Genomic DNA, 23,587 nt, shown 5'->3' with positions numbered 1-23,587 from the left:
ACCCATGAAAATCTTCCAGCCGATGCTCTTCGTCGGCCTGGGCGGCACCGGTGGCCTGGTCGGCGCCGAACTGGAGCGCCGGCTGCGGGCCGAGCTGTGCGGTCCGGACGGCGTCGCGCTCAGCCACCTCAGCGGCCACGCCCCCTACCAGCTCCCCGACTGCCTGCAGTTCGTGTACGCCGACTACAGCGAGACCGACCTCCAGCGCCTGCCGCAGTTCAACGTGGACCCGTCGCTGCGGGCCGCGTACGCCCGTACCTCGCGGGCCACCCACAACCTGCTGCCCAACTTCGACAGTTCGCCGGAAGTGACCAAGATGCTCCGGGCGAGCCTGCGCGAGGAGGTCGCCGACTGGCTGCCGCCGCGCATCGACGAGCCGAAGGTCACCCCGCTCCACAACGGCGCCGGCCAGCTGCCCACCGTCGGCCGCGCCGCCCTGTTCGCCACCCTGCGGCACAGCCTGGCCCCGGTCCTGGAGCCGCTGCTCCAGGCGATCGACGCGATCGCCAAGTCGGCCGGTGAACTGAGCGAACTGGGCGGCGGCAAGGTCAACGGCTGCGACGTCTTCGTCGCCTTCTCGGTGGCCGGCGGCACCGGCGCCGGGATCTTCCTGGACTACCTGCACCTGATCAACCAGGCGTTCAAGATGCGCCGGTTCGACGGGGTGAAGATCTACCCGCTGGTCGTGATGCCGTCCTCGTTCTCCTCGGCCGCCGGCGGCGGGCGGGAGGCGGACCTCAACGCGGCCCGGGCGCTGGTCGACCTGTTCCGGCTGGTGGACGGGCAGAACGCGCCGACCGAGGGCGCGGAGATCGGCGACCTGGACCACGACTCCTCCGGCCTCGGCATCCGCTACCCCGGTACCACCCCGATCCGGCTGCGGACCGGCATCCTGCCCACCGCCTTCCTGTTCAGCCCGACCGCCGGCATCCGCCAGGACGACCTGCGGCGCTCCATCGTCTCCCTGGTGATGTCGCTGATCGGCACCGAACTGGGCGACGGCCGGTCCCGGGGCCGGACGACCGCGGCCGACGACGACTACCAGACCTTCGCCGCGAGCTTCATCAACCGGGGCGTGCACCGCAGCGCGATGTCCCCCACCGGCATCGGCCGGCAGGGCGTCTCCACCAGCCTGGTGGCCTCGATGACCGCGCCGATGGACCAGCTGGCCGACCTGGTGGCCGGCCGGCTGCTGCGGGAGGCGGTCACCGACCTCGTCGAGCGGCCGCGGACCACGCTGCGGGACGGCGCGGTGCCGATGATCCGGCAGCTGTTCGCCGACTCCGGCCTCGAAGAGCTGTGGGAGCGGCGGCAGTTGCCGGTCCCCGAGCCCGAGCCGCTGCCGCGCGGCAGCCGGGCCATCGAGCAGGCGCTGGGCGAGCGGATCGCGGACATGCAGCGGCTGCTGGCCGACCTGCAGTCCGTCGCCGACCGCCAGACCGCCTCGATGGCCGACCGGTTCGTGCCGCGCCCCGCCATCGACAAGTTCCTGCAGAGCGTCGACCCGTTCCTCGCCGAACGCATCGTGCGCGGCGTCCCGGACAGCGACGAACCGATCGCCCGCCTCGGGTTCCTGGGCATGCTCAACAGCCGCGCGGTCGCCCCCCAGCGCCCGGCGGGGGTCACCGACCAGCCGCCCAAGACGCCGCGGATCAAGGGCCGGCTGGCCGGTATGTCACCGGCCCGCTGGGGCGACGACGACGTGCAGGAGGCCCTCCGGGCGCAGGACGCCTGGTACCTGTGGCGCAGCCGGATCGTCTGGCACGAGGCCTGGCGGGAGCAGCAGCAGCGCTGGCAGCCGCAGGCGGACGCCGCCGGCACCGACCTCGGGCGGCTGGTGAACGCCTTCCGCAAGCACTCCGAGCAGGAGCGGAAGCTCTCCGCGCAGAAGGGCCTCGAACTGTACGAGGACCGCACCGGCATCTCGTACCTGCTGCCGCCGCAGCGCACCCTCAACCACTTCTACGAGGACCTGGTCACCCGGCTGGTCCGCCGCGAGGGCCTGCGCGAGCACGACGACGAGGCCGCGCTGCTGCTCAAGATGGTCGACGGGGACACCTGGCGCGCGGTGCACGCGCAGAGCCGCCGCAACCCGGACGGCGCGGTGGCGGCCGTCAAGGCCCAGCTGGAGGGCCGGATCACCCGGCTGTTCGCGGAGAGCGGCGAGCACCTGGAGGAGCGGCCGCTGCTGCCGCCGATGGGCACCCTGCTGGCCGCCGCGGCGGGCGACGCGGACGCCACCGACCAGGTCAGCAAGGAGGCGCTGGAGCTGTTCGGCCGCAAGCTGACCGGGCTGCTGCCGGTGGGCTTCACGCCGGAGGGCACCGGCCCGCTGCGGGTGTTGGTCACCTACCCGCGCGTCCAGGCCGTGGAGGAGGTGCAGGAGTTCCTCGGCAAGGCGCTGCGGCTGCCCTCCGACGCCAAGAACTCGGTGGAGTACCGCGGTGTGGAGAGCGACTCGATCACGGTGGTGCTGTTCCGCAGCGAGATGAGCCTCACCCAGGTGCCGGAGGCCCGCAAGGTGCTGCGCCAGTGGGCCCGGGCCAAGGACAGCGAGCAGGCGCACGACGTGCTGCGGTGGCGGCAGCGGCTCGGCTACCGGGACAGCTGGATGGTGAGCAGCGAGGAGGACCGCCGCGCCATCCTGCACCGGCTGCTGTGCTGCATGTGGAACGGCCAGGTGGACGTGGTGGACGGCGACACGTCCTCGCCGGACCGGGTGCGGCTGCGGCTGTTCCCCGAGAAGGGCGAGAACGTGCCCGGGGTCCGGCTGCGGCTGGGCGACTTCCCCGGCGGGGTGTCGAGCTGGGCGGAGCTGCTCCGCTCGTACGAGCGCTGGACCGTCCTCGACGACGAGCGGATCGTCGAGGACTACTGCCGCGAGCTGATGGGGGCCCAGCCGCAGGGGCTGGCCCGGAGCGGCAGCGATCCGCATCCGCTCTTCGTCGAGCTGGTCGAGAAGATCGCGCCGGCACAGCTGAGGCTGCTGGAGGACCGCCGGGAGCGCGGCGGGGAGCGGGTCGAGGGCTGGGTCCGGCCGCTGTGGGAGTTCTGGGCGGAGACCCTGCCGGCCGCGCTGGACACCGAGTTCGGCGACCAGCGCGCGATCCAGCCGACCCTGCGCACCCTGCTGGAGCACGTCCGCGGCGGCACACCGGAGCCGCGGCCCCGCAAGGAGTTCTCCGAGCCCCGGCGCCCGGTGACCGAGGACGACGACTGGGGCACCGCGCCGCGGTCCTCGGCCGGGGCGTACCGGGACGACGACGCGTACGGCGAGGACGCGTACGGGAGCGACCGGGACCGCGAGGACCGGGACCGGGACCCGGGCCGCGATCGCGAGGACCGGGACCCGGGCCGCGACAGCGACCGCGACCGGCTCAACGGGCACGCCGCCGGCGACGGCCGGCCGTGGGCGCCCTGGGACGACGAGGCCCGGGAGGACCGCTCGTCCGGCGGTGCCGACGACGGCGGCCGGGACCGTGCCCGCCGCAACCCCTGGGACGGTGATGCGGAGTGACCACGACGGAGGAGGTCACCGCCGTCGTCCACCTGGACCTGCGGACGCAGGCGGGGCAGCTCGACACGTCCGCGGCCGTGCGGTCCGCGGTCGCCCGGCAGCTCGGCCGGGCCGGGTTGCCCGAGCCCGACCACCCGCTGTTCCTGGTGGTGGACACCCCGGCGGGACTGACCGAGCACCAGCGGCAGTACGAACTCCTCGCCGCCTACCGGGCGTTGGGCGAGGTCCGGATGCTGGTGCTGCTGGTGGGCAGCGCACCCGCCGTGTACGCCGGCGACGAGGAGGTGCTGCCGCCGGACCGGCGGCTGGTGCGGCCCGCGGTGCTGCGCGGCTCCGGCACCGCGCTGCTGTGGGCGGGCGATCTGCGCTCCGCGCGGACCGCGCTGGAGCAGCCCGCGGCCGACGATCCGGCGGCGCTGGCGGTCCTGGTGGACCTGCTGTCGGTGCCGGACGTCTTCCAGCGGGTGCTCGACGACCTCGGGTCGCTGCCCGACACCGTCGCCGCGCCCGGGGTCCGGCTGCTGGAGCAGGACCTGCCGCCCGAGGTGCGGGACCGGGCCTGGCGCGATGCGCTCAGCCGGTTCGCCGGCGAGGACTCCGACCACGCACCGGAGTTGCCGGCCACCCGGTCCGGCGCCGATCTGCCGGAGCCGCTGCGCGGCCTGGTGGCCGGCCGCGGCGGCCGCGACCTGCGGCACCGCGAGACCGGCGGGGTGGCGGACGACGCGTACCGCGCGTGTGCGGAGGCGCTGGACGACGCGGAGGAGGAGCTGGCCGGGCTGCGGACCGTCCTCGGCCTGCTGCGGCCCGTCCACCGGGGAACGTTCGAGGCCGAGCTCGACCGGGCGCACCAGGCGCTCGTCGACTACCGGGAGCTGGTCGCGGGCGCCCTGCACAGCGGCGGGGTCTCGGGCGCCGCACCGTCCGCCGCCGAATCCTCCGCCCGGCTCGCGGCCCTCGGCCTGCGGGTGCCCTCGGCCGAGGGCGTGGGCGAGCGGATCGGTGAGGGGCTGCGGGAGTTCGCCGGGAAGCTGCTGGGGCAGGGGCTGGCGCTGCGCGCGGTGGCCCGGCGGTTCACCGCGCTGGCCGGGCGGGTGGAACCGGTGCCGGGCTCGGCACTGCTGCCGCGGCTGGCCGACCTCCCGATCGCCGACGCGGTGGCCGGGCGGTCCGGCGCGGCCGCGGGCCCGCTGCCGGTGGCCCCGGCCGCGGTGGTGGCGGCGGGCGGCGCGGGGCTGCTCGGCGCCATGTGGCAGGGGCCGTTCCTGGCCCTGGCGCTGCTCGTCCCGCTGGTCTTCGTGGGCCTGGCAGCGCTCGGCGCGACCCGGCTGCGGGGGACGGGGCAGCCGGGCCGGTGGGCCGTGGGCCCCTGGATCGCGGCGTTCGTGGGCGCGGCGGCCGGAGTGACGGTGGCGTACGCGACCGACCCGCCGCTGTGGCTGAGCACCGCCGCGGCACTGGTCGGCGTCTGCGCCGCGGTGGAGACCGCGCGCCGGCTGTGGCGTACCGCGGCCGACACCTGGGGCGCCGACCAGGGCACCCTCGCGATGCGCCGGGCCCTGGCCGGGGTGGACGCGCTGCTGGCCGAGGCGGTCCGGGAGCACTGGGCCGCCGACGAGCGGCTGTACTGCGCCGACGCGGCCCGGTCCGTCGCCGGCATGCTGCGGGCGACCGCGGCCGCCGCGGACGCCGAGGCGGCCCCCGAGCCCGACCGGCCGGCCGGCACCGGTACCTCCGGCACCGAGCCGTCGGCCGCCGACGACTGGCTGTCCAGCGCCTCGGCCCTGGAGACGGGCACCTTCGCGGTGGCCGACGATGCGGACGGCGACTGGGCCAGCGCCTACGCCTGGGACGACGAGCCCTCCTGGGACGAGCCCGCCGCCCCGGCCGAGGAACAGCGCCCCGCCGGGCCCGCCGACTCGTGGGAGGACCGCACCGCCGGTGCTCCGCGCTGGCTGGACCGGGAGAGCGGCGAGGGCGGGCCGGAGCTGGTCGCCACCCTCGCCGGGGACCTGACGGACGCCGCCATGGTCGCGATGGCGCCGTACTGGGGCGCCGTCGAACGCGGCCAGGCCGGGACGCTCGCCGTCCGGCGCACCGAGGAACGGGTCCGCGAACTGCTCTCGGCGGCCCGCCGGCACCTCCAGCACAACGGGGTGCTGGCCGCACCGCCGTTCGCCGCCGGCCACCGCGTCCGCGCCACCTCGGCGAACCTCCTGGGGACCGACCCGCAGCGGGTGGCCGAACTGGTGGGCGCGGAGGCCGACCGGCGGGCCGTGGTGCAGCTGTCCTCGCCCGAGCAGGGCACGCTGCTCAACCGCGACCCGGCGGCCGCGGTGTGGCTCAGGTTCGCGCCGGACGCGGTGCGCGGCGAGGTCGAGAAGGCCTGGCGGGCCGGCGGCACGGGCCAGCCGGCCGACGCGCTGTGGACGTCGTCGGGCCGGTACGCCGGGCTGATCCGGCTCACCCCGCTGCGGATGGGCGTGGTCGACACCGTCCGGCCCCGCGAGAGCCCCGGGCCCGACGGGTTCGGCGGCACCGACGGGCACTCCCAGGTCGATGCGTACGAAGGAAGGGACGGCGAGCCCTGGTGACCAGCACCTCGCACCCCCACGTGGTGCAGCCGGACGGTACCCGGCGGGCCACGCTCGCCTTCACCGTCCCGTCGGGGCGGCGCCGGGTCGCCCCGGTCCGCTTCGGCCGCGAGTCCCGCCGCGATCCGCAACTGCCGCAGCGCATCCGCAACGGCCTGCTCGATGACGAGGGCCAGCAGTGCGTCCAGGTCCGGCTGACCGCCGCGGACGCGGCGAACCCGGCGGCCCGGGCCCTGCTGGACGCCGAGGCGGGCACCGCGCTGCGGCTGCACCGGGTGCTCGACGACCCGGAGCACGCGGCGCTCTTCCCGCAGATCATCGGCTACGAACTCGACACCGCCGAGCCGTTCCTGCTGTACGCCGCGCCGCGCGGCACCGCCGCCGCGCGCACCCATGTGATGTCCGCCAGCGACCAGCGGGTGTTCGCCCGGGACCTGCTGCGGGCGCTGTGCCTGCTGGACGGCCAGGGCCTGGTGCTGCGCGGCATCTCACCGGCCAGCGTGCTCTGGGACGGCACCTCGGTGCAGCTCTGGGGGCTGGAGGGGGTGGCCCACATCGGGCGGCCGCGGACCCGGTGGGGCCGGGCCCCCTACTGCCCGCCCGAACAGCGCCGGGGAGAGGGGTTCGTGGACTCCCGGGACGCGGTGTGGAGCGCCGCCCAGGTGCTCTACCAGCTGGTGACCGGACGGCCCGGCCCGGCCGACCGGGCACCCGACGACCTCGCCGCGCACCGGGTGCTCGCCGAGACGCTGCGCGGCGCCTTCGCCCCGCGGGCCGCCGACCGCCCGACCCCGGCCGGGCTGCTCGACCTCCTGGCCCCCGGGGCGGCCCGGCAGCTCACGCTCACCGGGCCCGCCGACGACGAGACGCGCCCGGACCGGGAGGCGTTCGACCAGTCCCTGCGCCTCAAACGGCAGGCCCCCGTCGCCGAGGCCCGGGAGGGGACCGGCGGCGGGCGGGGCACCGGCGACGTCCTCTGCCCGTACTGCCTGGAGCCCATCCAGCTCGACCTCACCGCGCTGTACGTCACCGACAGCCGGATGCAGTACCAGCAGTTGGACGTCAAGGGGATCACCAACGCCCTGCGGCGGCAGGACGTGATGCGGTCCGCCGTCCAGAAGTGCACCGCGGACCCGGACTTCCCCGAGCACTTCATCCCGGTGCCCTACCTCACCTACGGCCGGCCGCTGACCGTCGCGATGGTCGGCCAGTCGTCCACCGGCAAGAGCCATCTGCTGACCCAGATGATCGCCGAGATCACCGACGGCGGCCTGGAGCCGTTCGGTCTGAAGTGGCAGTCCGTCAACCCCGAGCAGCACGCCCGGTTCGTACGGGAACGGGTGCAGCCGCTGCGCAACGGCAAGGTCCTCGACCACACCGGCGGGATCGGGCTGGACGGCTTCGCCCGCTTCGTGGAATCGCTGCTGATCACCGACGCCCGCGGGCAGGTGCGCCCGGTCGCCTTCTTCGACCTCGGCGGCGAGGACCTGGTGCGGACCGATGCCGCGCTCCGCTTCCTGCTCGGGGTCGACGCGCTGGTCTTCGTCGTCGATCCGGCGCTGGCGCTCCCGCTGCCGCATCTGGACCACGCCAGGGAACGCTGGGGCCTGGAGGTGAACCGGGACGGCGATCTCGCCTTCGGCACGGTCCTGGACCGGCTGCCGAAGAACGGCCCGTATCTGGACGTGGCGGCCGCGATGGTGCTGGGCAAGGCCGACCTGCTGCGGTTCCAGCCGCCCGTCGACCGGTGGCTGGGCGAGGCACCGCCCACCGCCCTCGACCCCGCGCGGGTGCGCGAGGAGAGCCGGGACGTCCACGGCCTGCTGCGCCGGCACGCCGGCCAGGCGTGGCTGCGCCCGTTCGACGCGATCCGCCGCTGCACCCTGCACGTCGCGTCGGCCACCGGCGGCCAGGAGGACCACGGCCGCTACCCGACCGGGGTCGGGCCCCGGCGGGTGCTGGCGCCGTTGGTGTCGCTGCTGGCGATGCACGGGGTGATCGAAGTGCCGGGCGGCGCCGAGGCGTTCGCCGTCGGAGGGGCGGCCGCGCGGCCATCGGCGCCGCCGCCGGAAGCCAGCGGATCAGGGGGAGAGGAAGCGGAGTGAGCGACTTCACGGAGCGGAGACCGACGCACCGGACGACGGCCGGCACCGGCGGACCGGCCCCCGCGGGCGGTACGGCCCACACGGGCGGACCGGCCTTCACCGGCGGGCCGGCCGGCGGCGGAGCCGTGGGCACGGTGCACCAGGTGGTCTTCCGGTGGGAGGGCAACCAGGGACGCCAGGGCACCGGGATGAAGGCCGTCGCCCACTCCTGCACGGCCGAGCGCGCCGAGGAACTGGGCCGGGAACTGGGCCCGTTGCTGTGGGTCTCCGGTACGGCCGCGTCCCGGCCGAGCGTCGTCCGCACGGTCTCCCGCGACGGCGACGTGATGCTCGTCCAGCGCTGGCCCACCACCGACCGGGGCGGCCGCCCCAGCACGGTGAGCCATGTCCTGCTCGGTGACCGGGAGAGCCTCAAGACCCGCCTGTGCCTCGGCCTCGCCTACGGCGGTTGGGGCCCCCGGAAGTCCGCGGAAGAGGCAACCGGGATGAAGCCTCCGGTGGAGTGCGCGGAGCTCGAAGCGCTGGCCTACGACCGCCTGCTGGCGATGGAGGAGCGGCTGCCGACGGTCAAGCACCCGCTGATCCTGGTCACCGCGGAGTGGCTGCGCGACCCGTCCCAGCGGGTGTCGCTGCTCACGGACGAGGAGCAGCCGACCGGCCGGCCGGACGGGGACCTCGCGCCGCTGGTCTACCTGGGCCTGTTCCTGCTCTTCGGCTCCTGGCTGGGGCAGGAGTGGACGTTCGCCACGTACGACACGGTGGACAGCCATCCGCTGCGGCTGATGTGCGTACCGCGCTGGGAACCGGACGCCGGCGGGCCGGGCCCGCTCGCCCGGATCGTGGTCCGCAAGCCGGCCCAGCCGCAGTTCGAGCACAAGGCGGCGAACCGGCTGGTCGAGCACCTCCTGGCACATCTGCCGGACAGCCCCGGCCTGCCGCAGCTGGTCGACGGGCTGCGGAACGGCGCGACGCTGGACTGGCCGCGGCGGCAGTCCCTGCTCCGGGACATCCTCTCCGCCGACCGGCCACCGGCCCCCCGCCCGGCCGCCACGGCCCCCCAGCCGGACCCCGGACCGACAGCGGGCCCCGCACCTGCGCCCGCGACGCCACACGTGCCCGCACCGACGCACCTGCCCGCGCCGACGCACGCGCCTGAGCCGACACACCTGCCGCCGCCGGTACGGGAGACGGCGCCGGCACGGGAGACGGCGCCGGTGCGCGAGGAGCCGCCGGTACGGGAGACGCCACCGGTACGGGACACGCCACCGGTACGGGATCGGGACGTACCGCCGCCGATCCAGGACCGGGAGACCCCACCGCCGAACCGGGACCGGCGAACCCCACCGCCGGTCCGGGAAGCGTCACCCGCGGCCCGGGAAACACCCCCGGCCCGAGAGACACCCCCGGCCCGAGAGGCACCGCCGGTCCGCGCAACACCGCCGGCCCAGGAGACGCCCCCGGCCCAGGAGACGCCACCCCCAGCGGCGCCCCGGCCCCCCGCGTCCCACGAGCCGCCCGCGGTGCACGAGCCGTCGCCGCCCCCGGGCCCTCGGCCGTACTCCACCCCCCAGACACCCAGCGCTCTCGAAGTGGCCTCCGTACACGAGGAGTTGCGCAACCCGCTCCCCCGGAGCGCCCTGCAGCGCGATCTGCTGAAGGAGCGGTTGCGCGCCCTGCCCGACGAGGCACTCCTGGACGCGCTGCGTGCCGGTGGGGTGCCGCCGGAGCCCCTGGGGATGCTGCTGGACGAGCTGGGGGACGGCCGGCGGGTGCGGGAGCGCCGGCCGCAGATGCAGCACGACCTGTGCCGGGAAGTCCTCGCCAAGGGCCTGTACTTCGAGCCGAACGGGCTGGACACGGAGCCGGCGTCCCGGATGGCCATGGCGCGCCGGGCCGCCGATCTCTATCTCTGGGCCGTCGCCCCGCTGGCCGGTGACACCCGCCATCTGGCCGATGTGCGGGAGCTGCTGCACCGCATGTGCCGGGACCGCCACCCCACGGCGGGCAACTGGCTGTGGGACACCATCATCGCCCCGGCGAACGGCGTCGCCCCCGACCTGCCGGCCGACGTCTGGCAGCAGATCGTCCGCGACGTGCACCAGAAGAGCCTGGCTCCCACCCCCGCCACCCCGGCGCCCACCGCCCAGCCGCCGGCCCCGGCTCCCCCTACGACCGCACCGGATCCACCCGCCTTCGGGAGCCGGTTCAACGAATGGACCTCCAGCCTGGGCTGCGTGGTGGGCAGCGGCGTCGGCGTGATCCTGGTGCTCCTCACCATCGTGCTGATCTTCTGGTAGCCGACAACGGGAGGGCCCCGGCCGGAAGCAACCGGCCGGGGCCCTCCCCTGTCACGGTCAGTCGCTCACACAGGTGTTGCCGAGGGAGGGGTTGAACAGCCCGACGATGTCGATGCTGTTGCCGCACAGGTTGACCGGCAGATGGATCGGGACCTGGATGGTGTTGCCGGAGATGACGCCCGGCGAATTCAGGGCAGCGCCCTGCGCGCCGCCATCGGCGGCCGCGACACCGGCGCCTCCCAGGACGGCGGTGGCGGTCAGGGCCGTGGCGGCAAGTGCGGTACGGATGCGCATGGTTCCTCCTGCTTGTGAGGTCACACTCGCCCGGAAGCGTCTCCGCGCCCCGGCCCGGAAAACACCCATAGCGCGAGGCAGGGAACGAAACCCCCTGTACGGGTGGGAACGTCGCGTATCGCGTTCCGCCGTACACGCCGGCGCGCCACCGTAGCGATACCGGCGTGACCTTGACCCCGTGTCAGGGACGGAGCATCACCGCCTGGCCCCCTCATCACTTCACGTATTGCGCAACTCAGGAACCACTGGGCGGTGCCCCGCGTTGAAGCCGACGGATGCTGCACGCCCGGACAGTTGTGGAGGAGCAGATGAGTGTGGCCCTGACCAAGGGCGGCAATGTGTCGCTCAGCAAACAGGCGCCCGGCCTGACCGCCGTGAGCGTCGGGCTGGGCTGGCAGGTGGGCGCCGGCGGCGGAGCCGGCTTCGACCTGGATGCCAGCGCCCTGCTGTGCGGCCGGTCCGGCACGGTCCTCTCCGACGACCACTTCGTCTTCTTCAACAACCTCCGCAGCCCGGACGGATCGGTCCGCCACTCCGGCAGCGAACCGGTCGGCGGCAGCGGCGGTGACGACGAACGGATCCACATCGACCTGACCACGGTCCCGCCGGAGGTCGAGAAGATCGTCTTCCCGGTCTCGGTCTACGAGGCCGAGCAGCGCGGGCAGAGCTTCGGCCAGGTCCACAGCGCCCACATCCGGGTCGTCGACGAGACCACCGGCACCGAACTGGCCCGCTACGACCTGCGCGGGGACGCGGCCGCCGAGACCGCCATGGTCTTCGGCGAGCTCTACCGGCACGGCGCGGAGTGGAAGTTCCGGGCCGTCGGCCAGGGCTATGCCTCCGGGCTGGCCGGGATCGCGCAGGACTACGGCGTGGACGTCCTCCGGCCGCAACCGCCGGCCGCCGCACCAGGCGCACCGGCCGCACCCGTCGCGCCGTTCCCGCCGGTCCCGCAGACACCGCCGGTCCCGCAGGCACCGCCGGCAGTCGCCCCGTCGGCCCCGCACACCTCATCCGCCCCCTCACCCACCGGGAGTTCCCCCATGACCTGCTTCTTCGACCCCGGCCACGGCCCCGGCAGCACGCCCGTCACCTGGTCCCCGCAGTGGGGCGTCCCGCGCCAGATCCAGGCGTGCCCCGGCTGTGCCCAGCGCGTCCAGACCACGCCGCCGCCGTACTACTCCGCACCTCAGGCCGGATACCCGGATCCGTACGCGCAAGGGGCCCCGCAGGGCTATCCGCAGCCGGTGCAGCAGGGCTATCCGCAGCAGCCGGACCACCATCAGCAGGGCGGCGGCCGGCGGTTCGGCACCGGTGCGCTGATCGGGGCCGGCGCGGCCGGACTGGTCGGCGGCGCCCTCCTCAACGAGGCCTTCGACGACGACGAACCGGACGTCGTGGTGAACAACTTCTACGAGGAGTAGGCGCAGGGACTTGAACGGAGGGGCGGGCACCGGCGTCCGGGTGCCCGCCCCGTTCCGTGGATGCCGCGGAGCCGACGCGTCAGCCGAGCAGCTTCCGCATCCGGGCGATCTCCGCGTTCTGGGCGGTGATGATGTCACCGGCGAGCGTCTTGGCCGGGCCGTACGCGCCCTGCTCGCGCTCGGTGCCGGCCATCGCGACCGCGCCCTGGTGGTGCTTGACCATCAGCTTCAGGAACTGGGCGTCGAACGCCTTCCCGGTGGCGTTCTTCATCGTCGCCATCTCCTGGGCACTCATCATGCCGGGCATGGCCTTGCCACCGCCGTGGTCCATGCCCTCCATGCCGTGCGTGCCGCCGGGCATCGTGGCCATGTCGTGGTCCTGCGGGACCTTCTCGCCCCAGGACTTCAGCCAGCCGGACATCCTGGTGATCTCCGGGTCCTGGGCCTTCTTGATCGTGGCGGCGAGCGCCTTGACGTCCGCCGAGCCGGCCCGGGTCGCGGCCAGGTCCGCCATGGCCACGGCCTGGCGGTGGTGCGGGATCATCTCCTTCGCGAAGGTGATGTCGGCGGCGTTGTGCGTGCCCGCGGACGCGCCCGCCGTCGCGGACGGCTTGCCGCTCGGGGACGTGTCGTCGGTCCGGCCGCCGTCGCTGCCGCAGGCGGACAGCGTGAGGGCCGCGGCGGTCACGGCGGCCGCCGCCAGCGCGGCGCGACGGATCAGGACGTTTCGGGCATTACGGGTCGCGTGCATGACGCAGAGCTCCTGGGATGTGGTGAAAGTGAAGGCGTGCTCGTCCGCGACGCGGGCCGGCCACGAGGGCGTACGGCGCCGCGCCGGGCGGGCGCGTCCTATATCCGCAGGACCTGGAGCTGGGCGAGGGAGGGCGGGGCGCGGGCCCCGGTGGTGCCGTCCGCCAGCCGCCCCGCGAGCGGCACCGCGCGGTCGGCGGTGCCGGTCAGGGAGGCGGGCAGCGCGGGCAGGACCACGGCGCCGGGCAGCGCGCCCGAGGCGCACGTCGGGTCGGCGTGGTGGGCGTGCCCGGTGCCTCCACCGCTGCCGTCGGCGCCGTCGTCGCGGCCCGGACAGCAGACGTGCTGTCCGTGCTCGCGGGAAGCGGAGCCGGGGGCGGGGGCCGGTGCCGGGGCGGCCGTCGCCATCGCCGGCCGGAGGTGGTGGGCGGCGTGGGAGGAGGACGAGGTGGCCGGCAGCGTGCCGGTGTTCGCCAGTCCGTGCATGCCCAGCAGGCCCGCCAGCACGGCGAGGACGAGCAGCGCCTTGAGCCGCAGCCTCGGCTGCGGGGCGGACGCGTGCTCGTGGATGCTCACGGGCCCATCGTAGGGAAGGCCGTGCGCGGGGCCCGCGCCGGTACCGCGGGGGCCGACTGTGACCCGTGTCGCACAGCGGCGCCGTGAAGTCCAGCCTGCCCGTACCGGATTCATCAGGGCTTGTCGGTCATGCGGGGGCCGCCGCCCGGGAATCTGCACGGAAGCGTCACAACCTCTTCGTATCGCGTCCGGGGGGTGCCGTTAGCGTTGCTGGTCGCTCGATCCCGAGTGCGAACGTGAACCGGTCTCCGGCGTCCCTGGCGGCGCGACAGCACAGAAAGCTCGCAGATGGACTACTGCTCCTCGTGCCGCCGGAACCTCAACGGGGCCCTCGTCTGCCCGGGTTGTGGCGATTACGCCCCGGACATAGCCCCGCCCACCCACCGCCAGGCCCGTACGGGTGCCGAGGCGGCCGCGCTGTGGGAGTCCTGGCAGGCGCCGGACGCCACGGCCGCCCCCTACGAGGACGCCATGGCGCCGGCGAAGACGGCTGCCGCGACGGCCACCGAGGCGGGCCTCGCGGCCTCCGAGGGCACGGACGTCCCGGCCGCGACCGGCACCGGGCAGGGCCGCGCCGCGCGGCGCCGCCAGCTGGCGCGGTGGAAGAAGTACCGCCGCCGGGCGGTGGCCGCCACCGCGTTCGCGCTGGTCGGTGGCACGGTGACCGCGACGCTGCTGCAGAACAACCGGCCCGCCGCCACCCACACCCAGGCCGCCTCGTCGCCGGACCCGGAGACCGTGTCCGCGCCCGGTACCCCGACCGCCTCGGAGGAGCCGGACGGCCGGGCCTCCCGGCACCCCGGTGACCGCGCGCCCCTGGGCCGCCACCGCAAGCCCGACGCCGGCACCGACCGCTCCTCCGCCCCGGCGGCGGCGCAGCAGCCCTCCGCCGCCCCGACGCACTCCGCCGCGGCCCCGAGCACGGCACCGCACACCGCGGCCGCGCCGGCCCCGGGCAGTCACTCCGGCCACACCGACTCGGCACCCGCGGCCGCCGCACCGGCCTCCTCCGGACATTCCGACCAGGGCTCGGGTGGCTCCTCGGCGCAGCAGCCCGCCGGCTCCGGCTCCGACTCGGGCTCGTCCGCGACGAGCCCGACCGCCCCGGCGCAGCAGCCGTCGACGACGCCGAGCTCGCCGTCCACCGAGCCGACCTCGCCGTCCCACCTCTGCGTGCTCGGCGTCGTCTGCCTCTGACCGACCGGGCCGTCGTTCAGCAGGCCCCGAGGTCCTGCCAGACGCCCCATTCGCCGGTGGTGCCGGGTTCCTCGCCGGTCGTCCACCACTTGGCCTTCCAGGTGTGGCCCCGGTGGGAGACCTGCTGGCCGCCGGTGTAGACGGCGCCGGCCGACCAGGCCGCGGCGGTGCACCGGTGGCCGCTGCCGCCGGTGACGGTCAGGGCGTAGGTCGTGCTGTGGCTGCCGGTGGTGCCCGTGCCGGTGACGGTGAGGGGGTACGTGCCCGAGGCCGTCTCCGGGGTCGTGGCGAGGGTGAGGGTCGAGGTGCCGCCGGCGGTCACCGAGGCGGGGCTGAGCGAGGCGGTGACGCCCGCGGGGGCGCCGCCGACCGTCAGCTTCACCGGCTGCGCGGCGCCCGCGGTCACCGCCGTCTTCACCGTGGTGGTGGCCGTCCTGCCCGCGGCGACCGAACCGGCGGCGGGTGCGGCGGTCACCGAGAAGTCGTCGGCCGGCGTGCCCGTACCGCCCGTGAAGGGCGCGAAGGTGTGGGTGAAGTCCCAGGTGTTCTGCTGGATGCCGGAGCAGTTGTCGGCGGCCGCGCCGCCGGGGCAGCCGCCGTTGTCCCGCTGGAGCGCCCAGAACGACAGGGTGTTGAGGCCCTTGGCGGCCGCCCAGTCGTAGACCTGGGTGGCGTTGGCGGGGGTGAAGGTCTCGGCCGGGCCGAAGTCGTCCACGCCGGGCATCTCGGTGACGCCGATCATCCCCCACAACTGGGCGGCGGACTTGCCGGGGTAGAGCTGGGCCAGCTGGTCGTGCAGGCCCTGGGCGGCGGTCTTGGTGTCGGCCGCCATGTCGTGGGCGGCGTTGTCGTAGTAGTCGAACGTCATGATGTTGGCGACGTCCACCCGCGTGCCGTTGCCCACCGCGTTCCGCAGCACCGCGAGGCCGCTGTCCGCGAGGCCGTGCGTGGTGGTCGGCAGGGTGTAGGAGATCTGCAGGGTGCGCCCGTTGGCCGCCGCCCAGTCCTGGACCTGCTTGAGGGCCTTGTTCCGGCGGTCGATGCCGGCGGCGTTGTCCAGCGAGTCGACCTCGATGTCCATGTCGAGCCGGGCCACGTCGTAGGTCGTGACGACCTTCTCGTAGGCGGCGGCGATCCTGCTCACGTCCGTACAGCTGTCGGCGATCTCGGTGCCGGTGGTGTCGGCGGTGTAGCCGCCGAACGAGGGGATGGCGTCCCCGCCGCGGGCCTGGAGGGTCTTGATGTCGTCGCCGAACGCGGCCGGGGAGACCGGCATCCGGGTGTCGCCGTTCCAGTAGGGCGTGCACGAGCCCTTGGCCTCCGTCTGGAGGAAGGCCATGGTCAGGTGCTTCGCGCCCGAGGCGGCGGCCAGCGCGGCGGGGCTCTCGCCGGTCCACGCCTCGAAGTAGGGGGCGAAGACCCGGTCCGGAAGGGGGGGCGCCGCGTGGGCGGTGCCGCCGCCCAGCGCGGTCAGGCCGGCCGCGGCCACCACGGCGGTGGCGAGAGCCGCCCGGAAGGAGCGCATACGTCTCATGTCTGTCCCAGGGGGGTGAGAGGGGAGGACGTCGCCAACTCCCGCCACTGACACGGGTGTTGGGCGCGAGATACGCACTATGGGATAGCCCCGCGGACGACCGCCCGTCAATGGACTGGACCAAGACAGGAATAGACCAATTCGCGGACGGCGGCGCTGCGCGCCTGCCCAGCTTTCAGGCGGCGCCCTGGACCACTCGCCCGCCCCGGGCGAGGAAGACGACGGCGAGCAGCCCGACGGCGACGAGCACGGCGCCCGCCACGGACGGGCCGGGCAGGGTGCCGAGGACGGCGACACCGAGCGCGGAGCCCGCCTGGCGGATGCCGCTCAGGGCCCCTTGGCCGGTCGCGGCGGACTCGGGCGGCGCGGCGACGGCCATCTCGGCGGCGGCACCGGGGATGGACAGGGTGCCGGTGGCGGCCAGCGCGAGTTCCGCCGCGACGAGGAGGGGCAGCGGCGGATGCGGTCCGCCGGCGCAGGCCAGCAGCACACCCGCCAGCGCGGCGGCGGACATGCCGGTCAGCAGCACCGGGCGCGCCCCGTACCGCGCCACCAGCCGCCCGGTGAAGAACGGCATCACACACACCGGGAAGGTGAGCGGCAGGACGGCCAGACCCGCGCGCAGCGGCGGGAGCGCGTACGCGTGCTGCAGCCACACGCTGAGCGTGTACAGCCCGCCGAAGTAGGCGAAGCAGGAGACCGCGGCGGCCACCATGGCGATGCGGACCCGCGGCAGGGCGAACAGCGCGGGCGGGAGGACGGGGGCGGCGGCCCGGCGCTCCCACAAGGCCAGTACGGCGAAGGTGAGCAGCGCGGCGGCGATCGGGGCCCAGGCGGCGGGCGCGGCCCAGCCGTCGAGCCCCGACTCGACCAGCCCGAAGGTGAGCGCCCCGAGCACGGCGGTGGAGAGCAGCAGACCGGGGCGGTCGACGGCCCGGGTGGCCCGGACGGGCGGGGCCGGCAGCCGGCGGGCCAGCAGCAGCGCGGCCAGCGCGAGCGGCGGGTTGACCAGGAAGACCAGCTGCCAGCCGCCGAGTTCGACCAGGGCGCCGCCCAGGACCGGGCCGGCGGCGGCGCCCAGGCCGCTCAGCGCGGTCCAGGCACCGATGGCGCGGGTGCGGCGGGCGGGCTCCGGGTGGAGCGCGATCAGCAGGGCGAGCGAGGCGGGCACCAGCCCGGCACCGGCGGCGCCGAGCAGCGCACGGCCGGCGATGAGCAGACCGGCGTCCGGAGCGGCGGCACAGAGCGCGGACAGCACGGCGAACGCGCCGAGCGCACCGCGGTAGAGCCGGCGGGCGCCCCAGCGGTCGGCGAACACCCCGGCGGCGAGCAGCAGTCCGGCGAAGACGACGGTGTAGGCGTCGACGGCCCAGGGCAGCGCGGCGGGCGCCGGGTGGAGGTCGCGCTCCAGGTCGGGGACGGCGACGTTGAGCACGGAGGTGTCGAGGAGGACGAGCAGGTTCCCGGCCGCGATACCGGCGAAGGCGAGCCGCGAACGGGGCGGCGCGGACGGCGGGGCGGACGGCGAGCGGTCGGTGGTCAGGGAACTGCCGGGGGACACGGCACGGTCGGTGGACATGGGAGAACCGTCGCCCGGGGACCGTTCGGCCCGCGACGACGCAATTCCGATGGCCCCATCGGGAATTCCGATGGCCCACGGCACGGCGAAGGCCACCGCCCCCTCAGGAGCGCCCGCGGCCGGTGGCATCCTGACCGGGTGGACACTCGCTATCTGCGTGCCTTCGTCGCCGTGGCCGAGCACGGCGGGATATCCGCCGCCGCGCAGCAGCTGGGCTACGCCCAGTCGAGCGTGAGCGCCCAACTCAAACGGCTGGAGGCGGAGCTGGGCGCGACCGTACTGACCCGCGGCGGGACGGGCGCGGCGCTCACCGACGCCGGGCGGCGACTGCTGCCGCATGCGCGCGAGGCGCTGGTGCTGGAGGACCGGATGCGCCGGGCCGCGCTCGGGGACCGCCCCCGGCTGCGGATCGGTGCCCAGGAGTCGCTGGCCCACGCCTGGCTGCCGGAGGTGCTGGCGGCGCTGGAATACGGCGCGGGCGGCCCCGGCGCGAGCGCCGACATCGAGCTGACGGTGACCGGCCGCAGCCGCCTCCACCCCGCCTTCGCCGCGGGCGAGCTGGACCTCGTCTTCCAGTACGACAACGGGGTGCCGGCGCTCGGCCCGCACGCCGTGGTGGGCCACGACCGCACCGTCCTGGCGGCCGCGCCCGGCCACCCGCTGGCCCGGCAGGACACGGTGGCGGCCGGGGAGTTGCTCGGGTACGACTTCCTGGTCGCCGAGCCGGGCTGCACCTCCGACATGCTGGTGGACCGCCTCGGCCGGGACCTGCTCGCGGGGGCCCAGCTCACGATGGTCGTGGGCTCGTTCTCCGCGCTGCTGCGGCTGACCGGGCACGGACACGGCCTGGCCCTGCTGCCGGAACTGGCGATCGCCCGCGAGCTGGCGGCCGGCGAGCTGACCGCGCTGCGGCTGGCCGGACGCCTCCAGCCGGTCGCCATCGTCGCCCACTGGCACCCCCGCCCCGGCCTGGCCGAACCCGCCGTGCGGGCCCTGATCGACCTGGCCCGCCGGGCGGACCCGCTGCCGGACGTCACCCGCGGCGGGGACAGCGCAACGGCGGGAACGACCCACTGAGATGACGCGCGGCCGTGCCGCAACCGACCCTCCACGCACGGAATCAGGCGAACGGCCCCCGGTCGAAGCCGGGGCCATTCGATCGCGCGCCCTCGACGACCGGGGGTACCGTTCTGGTGTCGAGCCAGAACGGAGGCCGCATGCCCGAGCACGCCGACATGCACATCGGTGCCCGCGTCCGCACGATCCGGAAGCGCCGTGGGCTGACGCAGCGAGAACTTGCGGATGCCTCTGGGGTATCCCTGTCCCTCATCCGGCAGTTGGAACAGGGCGCGGCACCGGGCACCCGCATGGAAACTGCCCACAAACTCGCGGCCGCTCTCCGCGTCACCACCACGACGCTGCTGAAGCGCGACGATCAGCGCGGTGTCGAACCCGCCGAGCGATGGCGTGCTCTCCAACTCTCCGTCCAGCTCGGCGTCGGCAGCCCCTCGGAACCGCCGACGGTGAAGGGCGTGGAAGCCCTGCTGCCCAGCGTGCGCAGTGCGTACTTCAGTAATCGTCTCGCCGACCTCTCGGCACTCCTGGGGCCGGCACTGCGCGATGCCGATGCGCTGGGGGACTCGGTCGTTGCCCGCGGGGTACGCGCCCATCTGCTGCAGATCGCCGGGTCGGTGCTGACGCAGGTGCGCGAATTCGACGCCGCGGTGACCGCACTGCAGCGCGCCTTGGACGACGCGCCGGACCGCTTGCGCGCAGCGGCGGTTGTCACGACCTGGAGTTGGCTTCTCGTCCGCCAAGGCCGGCTGCAGGCAGCGCGGGAGCTGGCGACACGTTGGGCCGACGACGTCGAGCCACGCATGTCGAGGGCGACGCCGGAGGAACTGGCGGCGTGGGGGTGGCTTCTGATGCAGGCTTCGGCAGCGAACCTGCGAGACAACCGGCGTGGCGAGGCAGCCGACACGATGCGCCTCGCGCAGTCGGTATCCGTCATGCTCGGCCGTGAGCTGCCACGCGGCACCGAACGGCTCACGACGTGGGGCCCGACCACCGTGCGCTACAAGGCGGCCGAGCGGCACATCGTCCTTGACGAGCCGGACAAGGTCTTGCGTGCGGCAAAGCGGCCCCGCCGCACGCAGGCTCGACAGCGGCCGGCGCTGGCGGTGTCGACGGAGTACCACCGCCACAGGCTGGACGTGGCGAAGGCACACACAATGATGAGGCAGTACGGGGAAGCAGTCGACGTACTGACCGACGTGCACGCGAACGCGCCCGAGTGGCTGGCCAGCCAGCGTTACGCACAGGACATCCTGGGCGACGTGGTACAGAAGCGCCGGACACTGACCCCGCGGATGCGGGAGTTGGCAGACGCCCTGTCAGTCCCCTTGTAGGTACTGGCACTTCTGGCGCAGGGGCCGAGAAACTGCCATTGAGGCGCTGGTCACACGCTTCTACCGTCACAGCATGGACACCGAGCGTGTACGGCTTGCGGCGTCTTCCGTCACCGGCGGCGACCCGGTCGACGTGGAGACAATCAGCGAGACGATCCGGCGTGCGCTGCGCCTCGGCAGCGGACGGCCGGATCGCGCCGAGCTGGCAGCGGCCCAGGAGGAGTTACGGGGGCATATCGCCCTCCTCATCCCCCTCGCCCGGCAGGAGTTTCGCCGTCTCAGCCGTCGTGGGGACGAGACCCAGGCGCGCGAGCTCGCGGCCCGCATCGACGGTACGGAGCGCCGGGCCGGGCAGGGGCTCCCGCGCGACATCCTCGCCGCACACGTGCAGATCGGGCACCTCACGCGGGACTGTCAGTACCTGCTGGCCACACACACCGCGGCGGATTGGCGATGAGTCGGGCCCCGCTGGCGTTCGTCTACGACCGGTGTGCGAGCCGCCGCATGCGGGCCCGGACCGAGCTGGACATGCGGCTGACCGGCTGTCACGCCCATGCGGACCGGATGGGATGGGTGCTGGCGGGACACTGGATCGACCTCGGCGACCATGCGATGGGCACCCACCGCCCACAGCTCGGCACCCTGCTGGACACGATGCGGGCGGAGGCGGGCCGACGGGAGGTGCTGTGCCTGATCCACACCTGGGGCCGGCTGGCGAGCGACGACACCCACCGGCAGGTTCTCCAGCGGCGCATCGTCGAGGCGGGCGGTTGGACCGCGACGACCTTCGGTGAGACCGATCGTCGCAGTGTCCGCGCCGCGCTCGTGGGGAGGCAGGCCTGACCCCACACCAGCGCCCCGTCGCAACCTACGTGCGGCAGGTCAGGCGGCCGACCGCGTCCGGGACTTGAGGACCTGGGTGCCGATGGCCAGGGTGACGGCGAGGAGGAGGACGTAGAAGACGCCTATCTTGCGTAGGTCGTCGAGGAAGAACCAGACGGCGGTCAGGGCGGTGAACCAGAAGGCCACCAGCGCGAAGCCACCGGCGCGTTCGTCGCGGTACCCGGCGGCGAGGCACAGCGCGGCGACGACCGCGAGGAGCAGGGCGATGACGACGTAGTGGGTGTCCCAGCCCAGGTAGCCGCGGGCCAGTTCGGACCACACGGCGACCGCCTCGGCGACCGGCCCCCACACCACCGCGCAGGCGAGCCGCGCCGACCAGAGCAGGAGCACCGCACCGGCGACCGCGGCGAGCAGCGCGACGCGGGAGAACTGGCCGACCTCGATCACCTGCGAGCGGGAGATGACCAGCGCCAGCACACAGCCGAGCAGCGCCACCGCGCCCTCGGCGGTGGGCCGGAAGACCACCCCACCGGGCAGCCACCGGCGCGGCGGCCGGGGTGCGGGATCCGGTACGGGCTCCGGTGCGGCGGCCGGCCCGCTCGACGGCGCCGGGTCGTGCGACGGTGCCGGGCCGGCCGGTGCCCCCGCCCGCGGATCGAGCGCGGTGGGGGTCGGGACGGCGGCGGGGGCGGCCGCGGGTACCCGTTCGGCGGCCGGTACCGGCTCGTGGGCGGGGGCGACGGCCTCGGTCAGGGCGGTGCGCATCGCGGCGGCGCTCGGGTACCGGCCGCCGCGGTCCTTGTGCAGCGCCCGGAGGATCACCGCGTCGAGGGCGGGCGGCAGTTCCGGCCGGAGCCGGGACGGCGGGACCGGGTCGGCCGCCAGGTGCTGGTGCATGACGGAGAACGGCGAGTCCCCGGTGTACGGCGGGCGGCCGGTCAGCAGCTCGTGGAGCAGGCAGGCCACCGCGTAGAGGTCGGTGCGGTGGTCGGTCTCGGCGCCGTTGATCTGTTCCGGCGCGAGGTAGGCGGGCGTGCCGACCGCCACCCCCGTGCCGGTCAGCCGGGTGGCCACCTCGCTGAGCGCCTTGGCGATGCCGAAGTCCACGACCTTGGCGGTGCCGTTGCCGGTGAGCATCACGTTGGCGGGCTTGATGTCCCGGTGGACGATGGCGTGCCGGTGGCTGTGGTCGAGCGCGTCCAGCACCTGGCAGGTGAGGTCGACGGCCTGCGCCGGGGGCAGCGGGCCCGCGTCGAGGACCCGGCTCAGGGTGCGGCCCTCGACGTACTCCATCACCAGGTAGGGCTCGGTGGACCCGTCCGCGGTGTCCTCGCCGACGTCGTGCACGGTGGCCACACCGGGGTGGTTGAGCGCGGCCGCGGCCCGCGCCTCGCGCTGGAACCGGCTGAGGAACTCCGGCTGCCGCGCCAGCTCGGCGGAGAGCGTCTTGACCGCGACGGTGCGACGCAGCCGGTGGTCGACGGCCCGGTGGACGGTCCCCATCCCGCCCTGCCCGAGCTGTTCCACCAGCTCGTATCGCTGCCCCAACATCCTGCGCTCCACCGGGTTCCTCCACGGACCGTCACCGTTTGCACCACGGCCGAAGACGTCACCGGGCGGGGGCGGGTTCCGTACGGGGAGGGCGTGTGGGATCCCCCACTGCGCCCCCGCGGCGGCCCGGGGGCGGTCCGGCCGTCGCCCGGGACCGTCAGTCCCCGATGCCGATCAGCGCCAGCGTGATGTTGTCCGGCCCGCCGGCCTCGATGGCGGTCTTCCACAGTTCGAAGGCGGCCCGGCCGGTGTCGTGGGCGCGCAGGAGGTCGTCGAGCTCGGATTCGGGGACCGGATCGGTCAGGCCGTCGGTGCACACCAGGTAGCGGTTGAGCGGGGTGAGCGGGGCGGTGGTGACGTGCGGGGTGATCTCGTTGTACGTCCGGGTGCCGCCGAGCGCCTGGGTGACCAGGGAGGTGGTGCGGTGGCCCGGGGCGAGCGGCGGGCTGTCGTCCACGCTCATCCGGTGCAGGCCCTCCTCGGTCACGGACAGCACCCGGCTGTCGCCGACGTTGAACACCACCAGGGACTCGCGCAGCACCACCGCGCCGGCGACCGTCGTGCCCATGGTGCTCAGCTCCGGATCGCGCCCGGCGGCCGCGTACACCGCCCGGTTGCAGACGTCCAGGGCCTCCCGGACCGCCTGTTCGCTGCCGAGGCCGGGGCCGACCGCGGCCAGTTGCCGGACGGTCAGCGCACTGGCCACCTCACCGGCCGGCTGGCCGCCGATGCCGTCGGCGACCGCGACCACGAGCGGGGTGCCCAGCGGGAACACCAGCGTCTGCGGGTTCTCGGTCACCGTGCCGCACAGCGTCCACGGCCCGGCCACCAGGCTGTCCTCGTTGTGGTCGCGCAGCAGCCCGGGATGGCTGAGGGCGGTGACGGTGATGTAGGGCATGGCGGGTCCCGTCTCTCGTC

17 protein-coding genes are annotated in these 23,587 nt (G+C 74.8%); 10 read left to right on the top strand and 7 right to left on the bottom strand.

The window, feature by feature from the left end; translation table 11 throughout:
- The first annotated feature begins 4 nt into the window (after window positions 1-4).
- From V2J85_RS34110 to V2J85_RS34095, 4 genes are read left to right on the top strand one after another with little or no spacing between them, the layout of a single operon-like run.
- On the top strand, window positions 5-3,517 hold the full coding sequence (locus tag V2J85_RS34110; protein WP_261956855.1) for a tubulin-like doman-containing protein: 3,513 nt from the start codon (window positions 5-7) through the stop codon (window positions 3,515-3,517).
- On the top strand, window positions 3,514-6,111 hold the full coding sequence (locus V2J85_RS34105) for a hypothetical protein (RefSeq protein ID WP_330823724.1): 2,598 nt from the start codon (window positions 3,514-3,516) through the stop codon (window positions 6,109-6,111). Before V2J85_RS34110 ends, V2J85_RS34105 begins: the two co-directional genes overlap by 4 nt.
- Window positions 6,108-8,216: a serine/threonine-protein kinase gene (locus V2J85_RS34100; protein WP_261956853.1), complete on the top strand. Its 2,109-nt coding sequence runs from the start codon at window positions 6,108-6,110 to the stop codon at window positions 8,214-8,216. Before V2J85_RS34105 ends, V2J85_RS34100 begins: the two co-directional genes overlap by 4 nt.
- Window positions 8,213-10,513 (top strand): hypothetical protein, encoded by a 2,301-nt coding sequence (locus tag V2J85_RS34095; RefSeq protein ID WP_330823723.1) that lies wholly within the window; start codon window positions 8,213-8,215, stop codon window positions 10,511-10,513. Before V2J85_RS34100 ends, V2J85_RS34095 begins: the two co-directional genes overlap by 4 nt.
- Before the next feature lie 57 nt (window positions 10,514-10,570).
- On the opposite strand, the gene V2J85_RS34090 is transcribed toward V2J85_RS34095, so the two are convergent.
- Window positions 10,571-10,807: a chaplin gene (locus V2J85_RS34090; RefSeq protein ID WP_261956851.1), complete on the bottom strand. Its 237-nt coding sequence runs from the start codon at window positions 10,805-10,807 to the stop codon at window positions 10,571-10,573.
- 308 nt (window positions 10,808-11,115) lie between these two features.
- Here V2J85_RS34090 and V2J85_RS34085 point away from each other — a divergent pair, with 308 nt between their 5' ends.
- Entirely contained in the window at window positions 11,116-12,231 is a 1,116-nt protein-coding gene (locus V2J85_RS34085) for a TerD family protein (RefSeq protein ID WP_330823722.1), read from the top strand.
- 79 nt (window positions 12,232-12,310) lie between these two features.
- Here V2J85_RS34085 and V2J85_RS34080 read toward each other — a convergent pair whose 3' ends face one another.
- Window positions 12,311-12,982 carry a DUF305 domain-containing protein gene (locus V2J85_RS34080; protein WP_330823721.1) on the bottom strand — a complete coding sequence of 224 codons (672 nt, stop codon included), beginning with the start codon at window positions 12,980-12,982 and terminating at the stop codon, window positions 12,311-12,313.
- A 98-nt stretch (window positions 12,983-13,080) separates the two neighbouring features.
- A complete protein-coding gene (locus V2J85_RS34075) occupies window positions 13,081-13,557 on the bottom strand; it encodes a DUF6153 family protein (protein WP_330823720.1) in 477 nt (158 codons plus the stop codon).
- A 288-nt stretch (window positions 13,558-13,845) separates the two neighbouring features.
- On the opposite strand from V2J85_RS34075, the gene V2J85_RS34070 reads away from it, so the two are divergent.
- Window positions 13,846-14,754, top strand: a complete 909-nt coding sequence (locus V2J85_RS34070) for an SCO2400 family protein (protein ID WP_261956848.1) — start codon at window positions 13,846-13,848, stop codon at window positions 14,752-14,754.
- A gap of 16 nt (window positions 14,755-14,770) precedes the next feature.
- Here V2J85_RS34070 and V2J85_RS34065 read toward each other — a convergent pair whose 3' ends face one another.
- Entirely contained in the window at window positions 14,771-16,288 is a 1,518-nt protein-coding gene (locus V2J85_RS34065; RefSeq protein WP_330823719.1) for a chitinase, read from the bottom strand.
- A gap of 175 nt (window positions 16,289-16,463) precedes the next feature.
- Window positions 16,464-17,867: an MFS transporter gene (locus V2J85_RS34060; protein WP_330823718.1), complete on the bottom strand. Its 1,404-nt coding sequence runs from the start codon at window positions 17,865-17,867 to the stop codon at window positions 16,464-16,466.
- Window positions 17,868-18,005: 138 nt separating this feature from the next.
- Between V2J85_RS34060 and V2J85_RS34055 the strand changes: the two genes are divergently transcribed.
- The 4 genes from V2J85_RS34055 to V2J85_RS34040 all read left to right on the top strand — a co-directional run bounded on the left by V2J85_RS34055 (window position 18,006) and on the right by V2J85_RS34040 (window position 21,118).
- Window positions 18,006-18,944, top strand: a complete 939-nt coding sequence (locus V2J85_RS34055; protein ID WP_261956845.1) for a LysR family transcriptional regulator — start codon at window positions 18,006-18,008, stop codon at window positions 18,942-18,944.
- Between the two features lie 140 nt (window positions 18,945-19,084).
- The gene (locus V2J85_RS34050; protein ID WP_330823717.1) at window positions 19,085-20,275 is read left to right on the top strand and encodes a helix-turn-helix domain-containing protein; all 1,191 of its coding nucleotides are present in this window, start codon (window positions 19,085-19,087) and stop codon (window positions 20,273-20,275) included.
- Window positions 20,276-20,348: 73 nt separating this feature from the next.
- On the top strand, window positions 20,349-20,732 hold the full coding sequence (locus V2J85_RS34045) for a DUF6415 family natural product biosynthesis protein (protein WP_330823716.1): 384 nt from the start codon (window positions 20,349-20,351) through the stop codon (window positions 20,730-20,732).
- Window positions 20,729-21,118: a hypothetical protein gene (locus V2J85_RS34040; protein WP_261956842.1), complete on the top strand. Its 390-nt coding sequence runs from the start codon at window positions 20,729-20,731 to the stop codon at window positions 21,116-21,118. Before V2J85_RS34045 ends, V2J85_RS34040 begins: the two co-directional genes overlap by 4 nt.
- 39 nt (window positions 21,119-21,157) lie before the next feature.
- Here V2J85_RS34040 and V2J85_RS34035 read toward each other — a convergent pair whose 3' ends face one another.
- Together V2J85_RS34035 and V2J85_RS34030 are read right to left on the bottom strand one after the other, a co-directional pair.
- Window positions 21,158-22,669 carry a protein kinase domain-containing protein gene (locus V2J85_RS34035; protein WP_261956841.1) on the bottom strand — a complete coding sequence of 504 codons (1,512 nt, stop codon included), beginning with the start codon at window positions 22,667-22,669 and terminating at the stop codon, window positions 21,158-21,160.
- A gap of 157 nt (window positions 22,670-22,826) precedes the next feature.
- Complete coding sequence (locus tag V2J85_RS34030) at window positions 22,827-23,567, bottom strand: PP2C family protein-serine/threonine phosphatase (RefSeq protein ID WP_261956840.1); 741 nt, start codon at window positions 23,565-23,567, stop codon at window positions 22,827-22,829.
- Window positions 23,568-23,587: the final 20 nt, after the last annotated feature.

Origin of the sequence: Streptomyces bugieae, assembly GCF_036352915.1 — a bacterium.
Classification (GTDB): Bacteria; Actinomycetota; Actinomycetes; order Streptomycetales; family Streptomycetaceae; genus Streptomyces; species Streptomyces endophytica.
The sequence above is the reverse complement of the archived record's forward strand: the minus strand, read 5'-3'. Positions and strand labels throughout refer to the sequence as shown.